The organism is Microbacterium sp. DWRC1-3 (genome assembly GCF_049896645.1).
Classification (GTDB): domain Bacteria; phylum Actinomycetota; class Actinomycetes; order Actinomycetales; family Microbacteriaceae; genus Microbacterium; species Microbacterium maritypicum.
Genome location: NZ_JAFCUS010000001.1, coordinates 742932 through 757369, shown reverse-complemented (window position 1 = coordinate 757369; position 14438 = coordinate 742932). Strand labels below are relative to the sequence as shown.

Here is a 14438-nt window from a genome sequence, read left to right as displayed (position 1 = left end):
CCGTTCTTCGTTTTCTGATGAACCCCAAGGCTCAAACATCCGATGTCTATGCCAGGATGGGAGACATGCGACAGGAATGGTTTGACCGGGCTCGGTTCGGCATGTTCGTCCACTTCGGCCTCTACAGCGGCGCCGCCAGGCACGAGTGGGTCCAGAACTACGAACGCCTCACCGACGAGGATTACCGGCAGTATTTCGAGCACTTCGACCCGGATCTCTTCGACGCCGCGGCCCTCGCCCGCACCGCGAAGGAGACGGGCATGGGATACGTGGTGCTCACCACGAAGCACCACGACGGCTTCTGCCTCTGGGACTCGAAGCTGACCGACTACACGTCGGTGGCGAACACCGGACGCGACCTCGTGCGCGAGTACGTGGAGGCGCTGCGGGCCGAGGGGCTCAAGGTCGGGCTCTACCACTCGGTCATCGACTGGCATCACCCCGACTTCACCGTGGACTGGAACCACCCGCGCCGCGATGACGAGGGCGCCGCCGAGCTCAACGTCGGCCGCGACATGGCGGCGTACCGCGCCTACCTTCACGGGCAGGTGCGCGAGCTCCTCACGGACTACGGCGACATCGACTACCTCTTCTTCGACTTCACATACCCCGAGGAGAAGGACGGCTGGGCAGGCAAGGGACCCGACGACTGGGACGCCACCGCGCTGCTCGCGCTGTGCCGGGAGCTGCAGCCGAACATGCTCGTCAACGACCGCCTGGGCATTCCGGCCGATTTCGTCACCCCCGAGCAGTACCAGCCGACCTCGCCGATCGTGCGTGACGGCGTGCCGCTGACCTGGGAGGCCTGCCAGACGCTCAACGGGTCCTGGGGCTATCACCGCGACAACACCGACCAGAAGTCACCCACGATGCTCGTGCAGATGCTGGTCGACTCGGTCTCGATGGGCGGCAACATGCTGCTGAACATCGGCCCGGACGGACGCGGGGCGATCGCGCCCCGCGATGCGCAGACGCTGGGGGAGATCGGTGAGTGGATGCGCCTGCACCGTGGCGCCGTGGTCGGCGCCGGGCATGCGGCATTCACTCCGCCGCGCGAGGGTGTGTACACACGCAGCGGGAACCGCCTCTACCTGAGCCTGTTCAGCTGGCCGATGGGCTTCGTGCATCTTCCCGAACTCGCCGGCAAGTTCTCCTACGCACGATTGCTCAACGACGGTTCGTGGCTCGAGATGAGCGTGTCCGATCCCGAGCGCGAGGCGGAGCTGATGACGCCGGCCGGCGAGGCGGAGGGAACTCTGACCGTGCACCTTCCGGTGCGTCGCCCTGACGTTCTGGTGCCCGTGATCGAGCTGACCCTGATCGGAGAGTGACCCGGTCCGTGGCGGCGGCTCAGGCCGTCGCCACGGGGAGGTCCATGCCCTCCAGCGCGAGGCGTGCGGCACCGTGCAGGATGGCATCGGCGCCCGTGGTCGCCGACTCGATCCGCAGACGCTGGGTCGCCAGCGGGTGGCACGCCTCGTACACCCGGCTGCGGACGGCGGCGATGAACGGCTCGGAGGCGCTCATGCTGCCCGTGAGGAACACCGCGTGCGGGTTGAAGAAGTTCACGACTCCGGACAGCGCCTGTCCGAGGTGAGTGCCGGCGGTGCGCACCAGAGTGGTGGCCAACGGATCGGCGTCGCGGGCGAGGCTCAGCACGTCGGTCGTCGTGTGCACGGAGTCGCTGCCGCGCTCGCGCATCTGCCGCACGAGGCTCGCGCCGCTGGCCACGGTCTCCAGGCAGCCGGTGTTGCCGCACGAGCACGGGATGTCGCCGCTGCCGTCGATGCGGGTGTGGGTGATGTCACCCGCGGCTGAGGTGGCTCCCCGGTGCACCCGTCCGTCGACGATGATGCCGCTGCCGATCGCGGTGCCGGCCTTGACGGTGATGCTGTGTCCCGTGTGTCCGAAGCGCTCACGGTGCTCGCCGAGAGCCGCGAGGTTGGCGTCGTTGTCGACGGCCACGGGGACGCCGTAGCGCGCCGAGAGGTGCTCGCCGACGCGGAATCCTGGCCAGCCGGGCATACGAGAGGGCTGGTCGACCGATCCGGTCGCGATGTCGACGGGCCCGGGGAGGCTGATGCCGATGGCGTGGACCCTGCCCGTGCTCGTGAGGCGGTCGAACACGACGGCGAGACGATCGAGCGTGGCCTCGGGCCCCTCGGTCACGTCGACGGCGATCGACTCGCTGTCCAGCAGCGCGCCGCTGAGGGAGTGCCTGCCGATCCGGGCGTGCCCGCCGCCGAGGTCGGCCGAGAGCACGAAGCCGTCTGCGGCGATCTGCAGCACCCGGGGCCGTCGACCACCGCGAGATGTGCCGTCTCCCGCTTCCCTGAGCACCCCGGCATCGAGCAGGGACTGCACGCGGAGCCCGACCGTCGACGCGGCAACCCCCAGCAGTGCGGCCAGCTCTGTGCGTGAGCGCGCCTCGCCGCGGGCGACGAGGTCGAGGATCCGCCGCGTGTGCGGATCGTCGACGGTGGTGTCTGCGGAGTTGGTCATGGGAGCACTTTCCTGTCGGAGCATCGTCAGCGTAGCGGGGGATCGTCGTGTTTCCCGGGAGTTACGAATTATCAAGGTCCGATAAACATCGGATGTTCAGCTTGCGGCCCCTTGCGAAGTATGAAACGGTAACTTCATACGAAATCCTACTAGGTTAATTCGAAGCTCGAAATAACCAGTTCCCTTCCAGGAGGCATTCAATGAAGAAGTTGCGTGTAGGGGCTGTGGTCGCCGTCGCCGGCGTCGCAGTCGCGATGACCGGCTGCGCGAGCGGCAGCGGCACCGGTGGTTCCGCCGACGGCGACACCATCGTGGTCGACATGTGGGCGGGTAGCGAGTCCGACGTGGATGCCCTCGAGGCGCAGGTCGCGTTCGCTCAGGAGCAGAACCCCGATATCAAGATCAAGCTGCAGACGTCGCCGTGGAGCGACTTCTTCACGAAGCTGACCACGAACATGGCCAGCGGCAACATGGCCTGCGTCACCGGCATGAGCGGTGCGCAGCTCGGCGGCTACACGGGCGGCTTCCGCGAGCTGAGCGACGCCGACCTCAAGACGGCCGGCATCGACTGGGCGGACTTCAACCCGAGTGCCGACGGCATCCTCAGCTTCGAGGGCAAGGTCTACGGCGTGCCCTTCGACGTGGCCACCATGCTCGTCTACTACAACCAGGACATGCTGACCGCAGCCGGCGCACCCACCCCGGAGATCGGCTGGACGTTCGACGACTTCGACAGCATCGCCGCCGCCGCGACGAAGGACGGCAAGTACGGCTTCGGTATGGGCATGGGCGGCTACCAGTGGATGTCGATGCCCATCGCGTACTCCGCGACGCAGCCCGCTTCCGAGGACGGGACGCTGCACATCGACGAGAAGGCCTTCGTCGACGCGTCGACCTGGTACGCCGAGCTCGTCACCGAGAAGAAGGTCGCCGCACCCGTGGCATCCGCCTCCGACACCGGATGGGGCGAGAACCAGTACACGGGCGCCAACGCGGCGATGGCTGTGGACGGCACGTGGAACGCCGTGAGCTACCTCGACAACGAGTCCGGCTTCGCGGCCGGCATGGTCCCGCTGCCCGCCGGCGCGAACGGCAACCCCGGTCCGATCCTCGGCTCGGGCTACGGCATCTCGGCCAACTGCAAGAACCCCGAGGCCGCGCTCAAGGTCATGGGCTCGCTTCTTGGCGAGGACGCACAGGACTACATCGCGTCGTCCGGCCGTTCGTACCCCGCGCGCACGTCGTCGCAGCCGCTGTACTTCGAGTCGATCGACGAGCAGTACCGCGACCAGGTCCAGTCCGTCTTCGAGGCGGCCTTCGGCGACACGGTCCCGCTGTACATGACGAAGAACTGGCAGAAGCTCGACAGCTACATCCAGCCGAACCTGGTCAGCGTCTACAACGGCCAGATGACGATGGAAGAGCTGCTCTCGAACGCGCAGGCGCAGTTCGGCGAGTGACCCGGCTCCGGCCACCGCAGCAGCAATGCAGTAACAGAGAAAGAAACTGAGATGACGATCACGACGAGACGTCGACGATCGCTCGCCAAGGTGGAGGCCGGTCAGGCGCTGGGATTCGCAAGCCCAGCCCTGATCGGGCTCGCCCTGTTCACGATCGTGCCCGTCGGGCTCTCGATCGTGATGAGCGTCTTCGACTGGCCGACCTTCGGCGAGCGGACCTTCAACGGGGTGGACAACTACGTCAAGCTGTTCACCAGCAGCCCCGACTTCTGGCCGGCGCTGCGCAACTCGGCGGTGTACACGCTGCTCTACGTGCCGCTGAGTGTCGCTCTCTCGCTCGTGCTCGCTCTCGGCCTCGGTTCGCGCATCCGCGGACGAGGCGCCCTGCGCGTGCTCTTCTTCATCCCCGTGGTGACTCCCATGGTCGCCAACGTGCTGGTGTGGAAGATGATGCTGCAGCCGCAGGGTCTGTTCAACGGTCTCTCGCAGACCTGGTTCGGCATCGAGCTGCCGAACTTCCTCGCAGACCCGTCATGGGCCATGATCATGGTCGTCGTGATGAGCGTCTGGCAGGGGCTCGGCTACAACATGCTGATCTTCTCGGCAGCCCTCGAGCAGCTTCCCGAGAGCGTGCTCGAGGCGGCCAGCATCGACGGCGCCAGAGGGTTCCGACGGGTGTGGAGCATCATCATCCCGATGATCTCGCCGTCGATCTTCTTCGCCACGATCATGACGATGATCACGTCTCTGCAGGTGTTCGTGCAGCCGCAGATGCTCACCGGTGGCGGTCCGGGTAACGCCACCAAGCCCCTGGTGATGTACATCTGGGAGCAGGGATTCACCTTCGGCGACCTCGGCCTCGCCGCCGCAGCCGCCTGGATCCTCTTCGCGATCATCATCGCGATCACCGGGCTCCAGTTCGCAGCGCAGAAGAAGTGGGTGCACTATGAGCACTGAGACCCTCGTCCGGCCCACCGGCCGCGCCGGCCGCACCGAACGCGAGCGGGCTCGCGGCGCGGCGACGACCCCCGGCGCCCGCGCCCGGCTCATCCTCGCCCACGTCGGGATCTACGTCGCCGCGCTGATCTTCATCTCCCCGCTGATCTACGCCTTCTTCTCGGCGCTCAAGCCGAACGCCGAGATGTTCTCGATGCCGCCGACGCTGGTCGGTTCGGAGCTGCGGTGGAGCAACTTCGTCGACGTGTTCGCCTACGGACCGTTCCTGACGTACATCATGAACTCCTTCATCGTCGCGATCGGCGGAACGCTGGTCGTGCTGGTCGTCTCGACCACGGCCGGATATGCCTTCGGGCGTCTGCGGTGGAAGGGGCGCGACGCCGTCTTCGTCCTGTTCCTGGCCACGCTCATGGTGCCGGCCGAGGTGCTCGTCATCCCCATGTTCCAGGTGATGCAGTGGTTCAGCTGGGTCGACACGTACCAGGCGCTGATCCTGCCCTTCGCCTTCGGCGCCTTCGGAACCTTCCTGATGCGGCAGTTCTTCCGCGGCATCCCGTACGAACTCGAAGAGGCGGCCCGCGTCGACGGCGCAGGCCCCGTGCGCTCGTTCCTGCAGATCATCCTGCCGCTGTCGAAGTCGGCCGTCGCCGTCCTCGCCGTGTTCACATTCCTCTCGTTCTGGAACAGCTACCTGTGGCCGCTGATCGTGACGGTCGACTACAACGCGCACGGCACGCTCCCGGTGGGACTCGCGAGCTTCGCCGGACTCACCGGCACCCGGTGGGACCTGCAGATGGCTGCGGCCATCATCTCGATGGTCCCGACCACGATCCTCGTGATCGTTCTGCAGAAGCACCTCGTCAAGGGCATCGCGATGGCAGGACTGGGCGGGCGCTGAGCATGATCGGTCAGGAACACGGGACCACCATGCCCATCGCCACCTCTTCGGCCCGCGGTGCGGGACTGGTCGGGATCGATATCGGGGGTACCAAGATCGCCGCGCTCCTGGTGAGCGACGACGGTGCCGTCCTCGCCCGGGGCAGTGTGCCAGCGCCGGCCGCCCTCGGCGGCGGTGCGATGGCCGATGCGGCCGCCGATCTCGCGAGGGAACTCGCGGCGCAGGCCGAGGTGTCGCTCGCCGCGGCAGGCGTCGGCGCGGCCGGAGTCATCGACCATGAGACCGGCACCATCCGCGCCGCATCGGCGACCTTCGTCGGGTGGGCGGGATTCCCGCTGGCCGACGAGCTGGAGCAGCGTCTCGGAGTGCCGGTCCGCGTCGAGAACGATGTGAACGCGTTCATTCTCGGCGAGGCGGCGGCCGACGGCAGGACCGATCGCGACGTGCTCGGCGTCATGCTCGGCACGGGCGTCGGCGGTGCACTCATCATCGATGGAGATCTCCACCACGGTCCGCACGGCGCGGCGGGGGAGATCGGGCACACACCCGGCTACAGCGAACTGGTGTGCACCTGCGGCCAGATCGGTCACCTGGAGACTCTGGCCTCCGGCACGTCGATCGCGCTCCGCTATCAGGAGCGCACGTCCGCTCCCGTGCGCGACGCGCGAGAGGTCGCCGACCGTGCCCGTGGCGGCGACGCCGAGGCGATCGCGGTGTTCGATGCCGCCGGGCGCGCCCTCGCCCTCGCGTGCGCCAGCGCGGCGACGATCCTCGACCTGCCCTGCGCGATCGTCGGCGGCGGAGTCACCGCGGCCTGGGATCTGCTCGAGCCGTCCATCCTGCGCACGCTCGACACGGATTCTCCGGTGTCGGGCATTCCGCTGCGCATCATCCCCGCCGTCCTCGGCTCCGATGCGGTCGCGCTGGGCGCGATCGAGACCGCTCGCCGCGCGCTCGTGCCGGCGGGAGCACACTGAGTCCGAACCTCTCGGTCCGGCCCCGCCGTCCGACCCGCACCGACAAGGAGCACATCACGTGACCGCACGTCCCGAAGCCCACGAGATCTGGATGGGCCCCCTTCCCACCATCGCCGACGGCGGGCTGTCGAAGCCCCGGATCGGCATCGCCGGAATCTCGATCGAGTCGAGCACGTTCTCCCCGCACATCTCCGGCGACGAGGCCTTCACGGTCCGTACGGGGGAGACACTGCGCGGGTACTACCCGTTCCTGGAAGACGGACGCGAGCTCGCCGGCGCTGCGGAGTGGGTGCCGCTGACGCATGGACGCTCGCTGCCCGGCGGTGCCGTGGCGCCGGAGACCTATCGACGGATGAAGGAGGCGATCGTCGCCGGTATCCGCGAGCAGGGCCCCTTCGACGGGTTCTTCTTCGACATCCACGGAGCGATGAGCGTCGTCGGCATGGACGACGCCGAGGGCGACCTCGCTCTCGCTGTGCGCTCGGCTCTCGGCCCCGACACGCTGGTGTCGACGTCGATGGACCTGCACGGCAACGTCTCGGAGGTGCTGCGTGACGCGGTCGATCTGCTGACCTGTTATCGGATGGCGCCCCACGAGGACTGGATGAACACCAAGGAGCGGGCCGTGTGGAACCTGCTCGCGCGACTGCGGGGTCCGCACGGCGCCGACCCGCTGCGTCGTCGTCCGTTCTCCGCATGGGTGCCCGTTCCCGTGCTGCTGCCGGGGGAGAAGACCAGCACCCGGCTGGAGCCGGCGCGCAGCATCTACGCCCAGCTTCCCGAGATCGAGGTGCTCCCCGGCGTCGTCGACGCCTCGGTGTGGATCGGCTATGCCTGGGCGGACGAGCCGCGCTGTCAGGCGTACGTGGTGGTCACCGGTGACGATGAGGAGCTGATCGCCCGTGAGGCCGAGCGCGTGGCGCGGATGTTCTGGGACGCCCGCGAGGACTTCGTCTTCGTGGCCGAGACCGGATCCCTCGATGAGGCGCTCGAGAAGGCGCTCGCCCCGGGAGCGCCGCATCCGTACCTGATCTCCGACTCGGGGGACAACCCGACAGCGGGCGGTGCGGGCGACGTGACCTGGACGCTCGCGCACCTGCTGCAGCGTGCGGAGCTCACCGACGGCAGCCGCACGACCCTGGTCGCCTCGATCTTCGACCGCGAGGCCGTCGCGCGGGCGGTCGCCGCCGGAATCGGCGCCACCGTCACCCTCGACGCCGGTGCAGGGGTAGACGCGGGCCCGCACGGCCCTGCGAGGATCACCGGGACCGTGTTCTCCATCACCGACGGCGACCCGGATGCGGGCACGCAGGTCGTGATCGCGGTGGGCGGGTTGCACGCCATCATCACCGAGCGTCGCAAGCCGTTCCATCACCTCTCGGACTTCCGGATGCTGGGGCTGGAGCCCACGACCGCCGACATCGTCGTGGTGAAGATCGGCTATCTGGAACCCGAGCTGTACGAGCTCGCCGAGGGCTGGACCCTCGCACTGACACCCGGCGGCGTCGACCAGGACCTCCTGCGTCTGGGGCACCACCGCCTGCAGCCGGGTGTCTTCCCGTTCGAGACGGACGGGAATCCCGACCTGAAAGCGGTGGTCGTCCGCCGCGGAGTCTCCGAGGAGCAGAACGCATGATGAACTTCGAGAAGCGCACCGGTCCGGACTTCGGAGCTGACGCTCCGGTGTACCCGGCCAAGGATGTGCCCGAGTGGTACCGCGATGCGAAGCTCGGCTTCTTCGTGCACTGGGGGCTCTACTCCGTGCCGGCATGGGCGGTGCAGCACGGCGAAGGCGTGAACATCCCCACCGAGGATGCCTACGCCTGGCACCAGTACGCCGAGTGGTACGGGAACACCGTGCGGATCGCGGGGAGCCCCACCTGGGAGCGTCATCAGCAGCTGTTCGGCCCGGGGACCTCCTACGAGGACCTCGCGGATCAGTGGGACGCCTCAGCCTTCGACGCCGACGCCTTCGTGGGCGAACTGGTCGGTGCGGGGGCGAAGTACATCGTCCCCACCACGAAGCACCACGAGGGTTTCTGCTTGTGGGACACAGCGACGACCGGCTTCAACGCGGCCGCTCGCGGTCCGCGCCGCGACCTGATCGCCGAGTTCCACGACGCCACCCGGCGGGCGGGGGCGAAGTTCGGCGTGTACTACTCGGGTGCGCTCGATTGGCACGTGAGCGACTTCCCGCCGATCGAGTCGGACACCGACCTCTTCCGCTTCCGCCGCAACGACGAGCACTTCGCGCGCTACTCGGCCGCGCAGCTCGACGAACTCGTCTCGCGCTTTTCGCCCGACGTCCTGTGGAACGACATCGAGTGGCCCGACGGCGGAAAGGGGCGAGACGAATACGCGGTGGCGGCCCTGATGGAGCGCTACTTCGCCGCGGTGCCGGACGGCGTCGTCAACGACCGCTGGGGTGTGCCGTACCACGGCTTCCTCACCCGCGAGTACACGGACATCCCCGAGATCATCCCGCAGCCGTGGGAGTCGACGCGCGGCCTCGGCTTCTCGTTCGGCTTCAACCAGGCCGAGGACGAGCGGCACTCGCTGTCGGGCGCTGCCCTGATCCGCCTGCTCGTCGACGTCGTGGCGAAGAACGGCAACCTGCTGATCAACGTGGGCCCGGCGGCCGACGGCTCGATCCCCGAGCTGCAGCGTCGCGCGATGCGCGAGCTGGGCACGTGGCTGGAGGCGAACGGCGACGCGATCTACGGCACACGTCCGTGGATCCGCATGGGGGAGCGCACCGGCGCCCCGCGTCGATACACGACCACCGGGGCGACCGTGCACGTGCACGCCCTCGACCCGAGCACGGGCACGCTCGAGCTGCCCGAGGAGCTCCTGGGCTCCGACCTGCGCTGGACCGACGGCAGCGTGGTCGAGAGGCAGGCGCACGACCAGACGGTCGCGGTGATCCCGGCCGGGCTGCGCGAGGAGGCTGTCGCGGTCCTGTCCGCAGGCTGAGACGGATCGGACCGCGACGAGGCGAGGGCCCTCCCGAAGACGATTCGGGAGGGCCCTCGCTGTGTTCGCCGGCACTCAGGGGCGGGTGAGCTCCTCGAGCACCTCGATCACGTGGCGGTACGGCCGGCCGGTGGCGCGGGTCATGCCGATCTCGCACGTGCGGTTCGCCGAGACGAACGCATCGAAGCCGCCGCGTGCGCTCTCGGCCTCGGCGATCTCCGCGGACTCCTGGGCGGTCGCACTGGCGGTGAGTTCCGGATGCAGCATGCCGCGATCTCCCGCGAAGGCGCAGCAGCCCCAGCCCTCGGGAATGAACACGTCATCGGCGACGGCCCCGGCGATCGCCGTCAGCGCCCCTGTCGCTCCGAGCGCGGTCGTGGAGCAGGTCGGATGCACCGCGACGGTGGGGAGCTTCGCCGACACGCTCAGCCGGGGGAGCACCTCACGGGCCACGAACGTCGTGGCATCCTCGATGCGAAGCCCGGCGTAGCGCGGGTTCTTCGCGACGGACTGGGCGAGCATCACATCCAGACCCTCGGTGCACGACGCGGCGTCGCACACCACGGGAAGCTCGCCGTGGCGGCTGGCCTCCCAGAGCGAGTCGAGCACCCGGTCCGACATGAGGGCGTAACCGTCGAGGTGGCCCTTCGACTTCCATGGGGTGCCGCAGCAGAGGCCGCCGTTCTCCTCCGGGATGACGACGGGGATGCCTGCGCGGTCGAGCAGCTCGCGCAGCGCGTCTCGAGAGCCCTGGCCCTCGCCTTCCGCGCCGAACATGGTGCCGATGCAGGCGCCGAAGAAGACCGCCTGCGCATCGGCCGGTGACACAGGGCGCGGTGGCTTCGAGCCGCCGTGGGGGAGTCCGCCGTCGTAGAGCGGCACGGTGTCGGCGCCGAGCACCGCCCGGCCGAGGTGCGTCACTCCGCGCACGAGCGGAGCGGGGAGCGCATCGGCGACGGTGAGCGCGACACCTCCGGCGCGGGTGACCGTGCTCCAATGCTTGGCCGCGGTGCCCCACACGGCTCCCTCGAGCGCATTCGACTGCTCTGCCCTGAGCCGGCGCACGAGATCACCGGTGTTGATGTCGACGGGGCACGCCACACCGCACATGCCGTCGACCGCGCAGGTCTGCACGCCGTCGTAGTCGTAGTCCTTCTGCAGATCGCGGAGCAGTTCGGTGTCGCCCTGCTCCTCGGCCCACGCCATGTCGCGGCGGATCACGATGCGCTGCCGCGGCGTGAGGGTGATGCTCTTGCTCGGACAGGTCGGCTCGCAGTAGCCGCATTCGACACAGCGGTCGACTTCCTTCTCGACCGTCGGCACCCGCTTCAGGTCGTGCAGGTACGAATCGGGGTCATCGGAGAGGACCACTCCGGGGTTCAGGATGCGGTCGGGGTCGAGCAGGTGCTTGATCTCCCACATCATGTCGGTGAGTTCGTCACCGTACTGGCGTCGCACGAACGGCGCCATGATGCGTCCGGTGCCGTGCTCGGCCTTCAGGGATCCCTGCTGGGAGAGCACGAGGTCGACCAGGTCGTCGGTGAAGCGCCGGTAGCGCGCGACGCTGTCGGGATCGTCGAAGCGCTCGTTGAGCAGGAAATGGATGTTGCCGTCCTTGGCGTGCCCGAAGATCACCGAGCCCTCGTAGCCGTGCGCGGCGAACAGCTCGATCAGGCGCTCGCAGGTGTGCAGAAGTCGTGGCACCGGCACCACGATGTCCTCCAGAAGCGCGGTCGTACCGGAGGGACGCGCACCCGCCACAGCGGTGTAGAGGCCTTTTCGCACGTGCCACAGCGCGGCGCGCTCGCTCGCATCCGTGGTGAGGCGGGGTGCCACCGCCAGCGGCAGTGCCTCGAAGTGCGTCTGGGCCGCAGCGCTCGCCTCGACGAGGGCCTCCGCGTCGGCGGCGTGGACCTCGACCAGGAGAGCGGCGTGTCCGCGGACCTCGATCTCGGCGATGGCCGCCGGGACGTCGCTCAGCCCCTGCGCGACGCGCAGCGACGCGGCATCCATCAGTTCGATGGTGGCGAGACCGAGCCGGGTCAGGTCGGGAAGAGCGGTCATGGCCGCGGAGAGCGTCTCGAACACCAGCAGACCGGTGGCGATCGAGGGGCGCACCTCGATCGTGCGGAAACGGGCCTCGGCCACGAACGCGAGCGTGCCCTCGGATCCGATGATGAGGTGCTCGAGGATGCGCACCGGATCGTCGAAGTCGAGCAGTGCGTTCAGGCCGTAGCCCATGGTGTTCTTCATCGAGAACTGCTGGCGGAGGAACGCGACGTGCTCGGGCGAGGCGAGCAGACGTGCCCGCAGATCGAGAAGGCCGTCGGCGATCGCGGGCTCTGCCGCGCGCAGCACCTCGTTCGCATCCGGGCGACCCGTGTCGAGGATCGTCCCGCTCGGCAGCACGATCGTCATCGACTCGATGGTCTGGTACGAGTTCTCGGTGATACCGCACGCCATGCCGCTGGAGTTGTTCGCGACGACTCCGCCGATCGTGCAGGCGATCTCGCTCGCCGGGTCGGGGCCGAGCTTGCGGCGATACCGCGTGAGCCTGGTGTTGACCTGGCGCACGGTCGCGCCGGGTCCGACGCGCACCATGGCACCGTCGTCCTCCACGCGGATGTCGCGGAAGTTGCTGCGTGTGTCGACGAGGATGTCGCCGCTCACGCTCTGCCCGGACAGGCTGGTACCCCCGGAGCGGAACGTCATGGTGCGTCCGGCGGCGCGGACGGCGCCGAAGGCGCGGGCGACGCCCTCGGCATCCGCGGGGGAGAGCACGGCGTCGGGGATCAGCAGGTAGTGCGAGGCATCATGAGCGCGGGCGAAACGATCGATGGAGCGCGAGTGGACCTGTGTCGTGGAACCCAGCAGTGCGGGATCCAGCGGCTCGGCGAGGGTGGTCGTCACGGTGCTCCTCTGCTCCGTCGGAAGATTGTCTGACAAGTGTACCGACATGGCGTGGCTTCGATAGGCTGACCGGATGACCAGCACACCGGAGACACCGCTGGGAGTCGTCGGCGTCGTGGATGCGGTGACGGCCCAGCTGCGCGGTCGTATCCTCAGCGGCGAGATCCGTTCGGGAGATCCGCTGACGGAAGCCGCGGTGTCACAGTCGTTCGGCGTCGCCCGCCCGAGCGCGAAGGCGGCGATCGAGCAGCTCGTGGCGAGCGGGCTCCTGGTGCGTACTGCGCATCGGAGCGCGCGTGTGGTCGGGATCGATCCCGAGGCCGTGCGCGACGTCTACCGGACCAGGACCCGCCTCGAGAGCGCCGCACTTCGCGACCTCGCCGTGACCAGGACGGTTCCGCGTGCCGCGCTCGAGGCGAATGCGGAGATCCTCGCGATGCCCCCCGGCCCCGACCCGGCGACCGTGGATCCGGACCTGCGGTTCCACACCGCTCTCATCGATGCGCTCGACAGCGAGCGCACCGGACGCATGTACCGCAGCGTCCTCGACGAGGTGCGGTTGTGCATGGCGCAGGTGCAGGGGCGCCGCCTTCTCGACGCGGCGGCCATCGCGGCTCAACACGCCGACATCCTCGCTGCCGTCGCCTCGGGAGACGGGGAGCGCGCCGCCGCCCTCCTCGATGCGCATCTGTCGTCGGCGGAGGAGCGGCTCGTGGAGGCGCTCGACGCGGACTAGCGTCGAGCCGTCGTCACTCGGCCGGTGCTTCCTCGACCACGATGGGCGCCTCGGCGGGGTCAGCCCACACCGGGGCGGGGAGCACCGTGTCGACCTGGCCGGCCTGGATCGCGCGCAGGGCCTCTGCGATCGCCTCGTCGTTCTCCGGCACCGGAAGATCGCACGCGCGCAGCTCGGAAGCGAACTGCAGTGTCAGACGGATCTTCCCGGCCTCGACGGCCTGAGCGGTCGTTCCGGTGCGGATCTCGCTCCCGGTCTGGATGGCCGAGACCTCATCGCAGACGTGATAGACCTTGCCGCCGTCGACCCAGACGACCTCGTCCTTGCCCAGGAGCTGGATCACGGCTGACTGGTCGGCCGTGTACTGCTCGACGGAGGGCGGCGTGAAGTCGACGCCGACGAAGACGGCCAGTGCCGCGAGGACCACGCCGACGATTCCGGCGGTGGTCTTCTGGCCCTTGTCCATGTCCTTGTTGAGGAAGATCAGGATGACCAGAGGAAGGAACGCGACGACCGCGATGATCGCCCCGAGCTGGTTCTGCACGAAGAACCGCGTCTTGTCCGCCTTGCGCGCGGGGTCGAGACGGTTCGCCTTCTTCCACAGCACCGAGCCGGTGATCGACAGGGCCGCGATCACGACGAGCAGCACGAGGAGGGCGATAAACGCCCACTGGGGGAACGTCGCGGTGACGCCCTGCTCTTCGAGCAGGCCGGTGTCGGGGTTGCGGAGGAGTTCGCCGTCCTCGCCGACGAACACGCGCTGACGCAGGAGCCAGAAGATGCCGACGCCCTCGCCGACGATCGCGACCGCCCAGAGGATGCCGGCGATCCAACGGAAACGCGTGGCCCTGGCCTTGGCTTCGGGAGTGGGGACCCAGCCGGCGGGCGGTTCCGCGGCTGTGCTCTTCGCGGACCGTGCGACGCCGGTGTCGGTGTTGTCGCTCTGGGCGTTCTCGCTCGCAGCCACGGTGTTCCCTTCCCCTCCGGTGCCCGCCGTTCCGGCTCAAGGCAACCCCGATCCTAGT

At 68.6% G+C, this 14438-nt stretch carries 11 protein-coding genes; 8 read left to right on the top strand and 3 right to left on the bottom strand.

Translation table 11 applies throughout. From position 1 onward, the window contains the following. Positions 1–101: 101 nt before the first annotated feature. Complete coding sequence (locus tag ACP699_RS03650) at positions 102–1331, top strand: alpha-L-fucosidase (RefSeq protein ID WP_426171524.1); 1230 nt, start codon at positions 102–104, stop codon at positions 1329–1331. A gap of 19 nt (positions 1332–1350) precedes the next feature. Here the strand turns inward: ACP699_RS03650 and ACP699_RS03645 are convergent, their stop codons facing one another. Beyond that, positions 1351–2502 carry an ROK family transcriptional regulator gene (locus ACP699_RS03645; RefSeq protein ID WP_127482453.1) on the bottom strand — a complete coding sequence of 384 codons (1152 nt, stop codon included), beginning with the start codon at positions 2500–2502 and terminating at the stop codon, positions 1351–1353. Positions 2503–2702: 200 nt separating this feature from the next. Here ACP699_RS03645 and ACP699_RS03640 point away from each other — a divergent pair, with 200 nt between their 5' ends. From ACP699_RS03640 to ACP699_RS03615, 6 genes are all read left to right on the top strand, one after another. Further along, on the top strand, positions 2703–3962 hold the full coding sequence (locus ACP699_RS03640) for an ABC transporter substrate-binding protein (RefSeq protein ID WP_235562516.1): 1260 nt from the start codon (positions 2703–2705) through the stop codon (positions 3960–3962). 51 nt (positions 3963–4013) lie between these two features. Next, positions 4014–4919 (top strand): carbohydrate ABC transporter permease, encoded by a 906-nt coding sequence (locus tag ACP699_RS03635; protein ID WP_017830811.1) that lies wholly within the window; start codon positions 4014–4016, stop codon positions 4917–4919. Further along, positions 4909–5817 (top strand): carbohydrate ABC transporter permease, encoded by a 909-nt coding sequence (locus ACP699_RS03630; protein WP_055868656.1) that lies wholly within the window; start codon positions 4909–4911, stop codon positions 5815–5817. The genes ACP699_RS03635 and ACP699_RS03630 overlap by 11 nt, the downstream gene beginning before the upstream one ends. 2 nt (positions 5818–5819) lie before the next feature. Beyond that, entirely contained in the window at positions 5820–6794 is a 975-nt protein-coding gene (locus ACP699_RS03625; RefSeq protein ID WP_426169264.1) for an ROK family protein, read from the top strand. 91 nt (positions 6795–6885) lie between these two features. Continuing rightward, positions 6886–8430, top strand: coding sequence for a M81 family metallopeptidase (locus ACP699_RS03620; protein ID WP_426171522.1), 1545 nt, complete (start codon positions 6886–6888; stop codon positions 8428–8430). Continuing rightward, positions 8427–9767, top strand: coding sequence for an alpha-L-fucosidase (locus ACP699_RS03615; RefSeq protein ID WP_314473469.1), 1341 nt, complete (start codon positions 8427–8429; stop codon positions 9765–9767). Before ACP699_RS03620 ends, ACP699_RS03615 begins: the two co-directional genes overlap by 4 nt. A gap of 75 nt (positions 9768–9842) precedes the next feature. On the opposite strand, the gene ACP699_RS03610 is transcribed toward ACP699_RS03615, so the two are convergent. Further along, positions 9843–12725 carry an FAD-binding and (Fe-S)-binding domain-containing protein gene (locus ACP699_RS03610; protein ID WP_373695452.1) on the bottom strand — a complete coding sequence of 961 codons (2883 nt, stop codon included), beginning with the start codon at positions 12723–12725 and terminating at the stop codon, positions 9843–9845. Between the two features lie 25 nt (positions 12726–12750). Here ACP699_RS03610 and ACP699_RS03605 point away from each other — a divergent pair, with 25 nt between their 5' ends. Next, a complete protein-coding gene (locus ACP699_RS03605) occupies positions 12751–13413 on the top strand; it encodes a GntR family transcriptional regulator (protein ID WP_055872672.1) in 663 nt (220 codons plus the stop codon). A gap of 13 nt (positions 13414–13426) precedes the next feature. Here ACP699_RS03605 and ACP699_RS03600 read toward each other — a convergent pair whose 3' ends face one another. After that, the gene (locus ACP699_RS03600; RefSeq protein ID WP_055872670.1) at positions 13427–14380 is read right to left on the bottom strand and encodes a hypothetical protein; all 954 of its coding nucleotides are present in this window, start codon (positions 14378–14380) and stop codon (positions 13427–13429) included. Positions 14381–14438: the final 58 nt, after the last annotated feature.

Coding starts and splice junctions, on each gene's coding strand:
- ACP699_RS03650 (WP_426171524.1), top strand. CDS start 102: ATGTTCGTCCACTTCGGCCTCTACAGCGGCGCCGCCAGGCACGAGTGG.
- ACP699_RS03645 (WP_127482453.1), bottom strand. CDS start 2,502: ATGACCAACTCCGCAGACACCACCGTCGACGATCCGCACACGCGGCGG.
- ACP699_RS03640 (WP_235562516.1), top strand. CDS start 2,703: ATGAAGAAGTTGCGTGTAGGGGCTGTGGTCGCCGTCGCCGGCGTCGCA.
- ACP699_RS03635 (WP_017830811.1), top strand. CDS start 4,014: ATGACGATCACGACGAGACGTCGACGATCGCTCGCCAAGGTGGAGGCC.
- ACP699_RS03630 (WP_055868656.1), top strand. CDS start 4,909: ATGAGCACTGAGACCCTCGTCCGGCCCACCGGCCGCGCCGGCCGCACC.
- ACP699_RS03625 (WP_426169264.1), top strand. CDS start 5,820: ATGATCGGTCAGGAACACGGGACCACCATGCCCATCGCCACCTCTTCG.
- ACP699_RS03620 (WP_426171522.1), top strand. CDS start 6,886: ATGGGCCCCCTTCCCACCATCGCCGACGGCGGGCTGTCGAAGCCCCGG.
- ACP699_RS03615 (WP_314473469.1), top strand. CDS start 8,427: ATGATGAACTTCGAGAAGCGCACCGGTCCGGACTTCGGAGCTGACGCT.
- ACP699_RS03610 (WP_373695452.1), bottom strand. CDS start 12,725: ATGTCGGTACACTTGTCAGACAATCTTCCGACGGAGCAGAGGAGCACC.
- ACP699_RS03605 (WP_055872672.1), top strand. CDS start 12,751: ATGACCAGCACACCGGAGACACCGCTGGGAGTCGTCGGCGTCGTGGAT.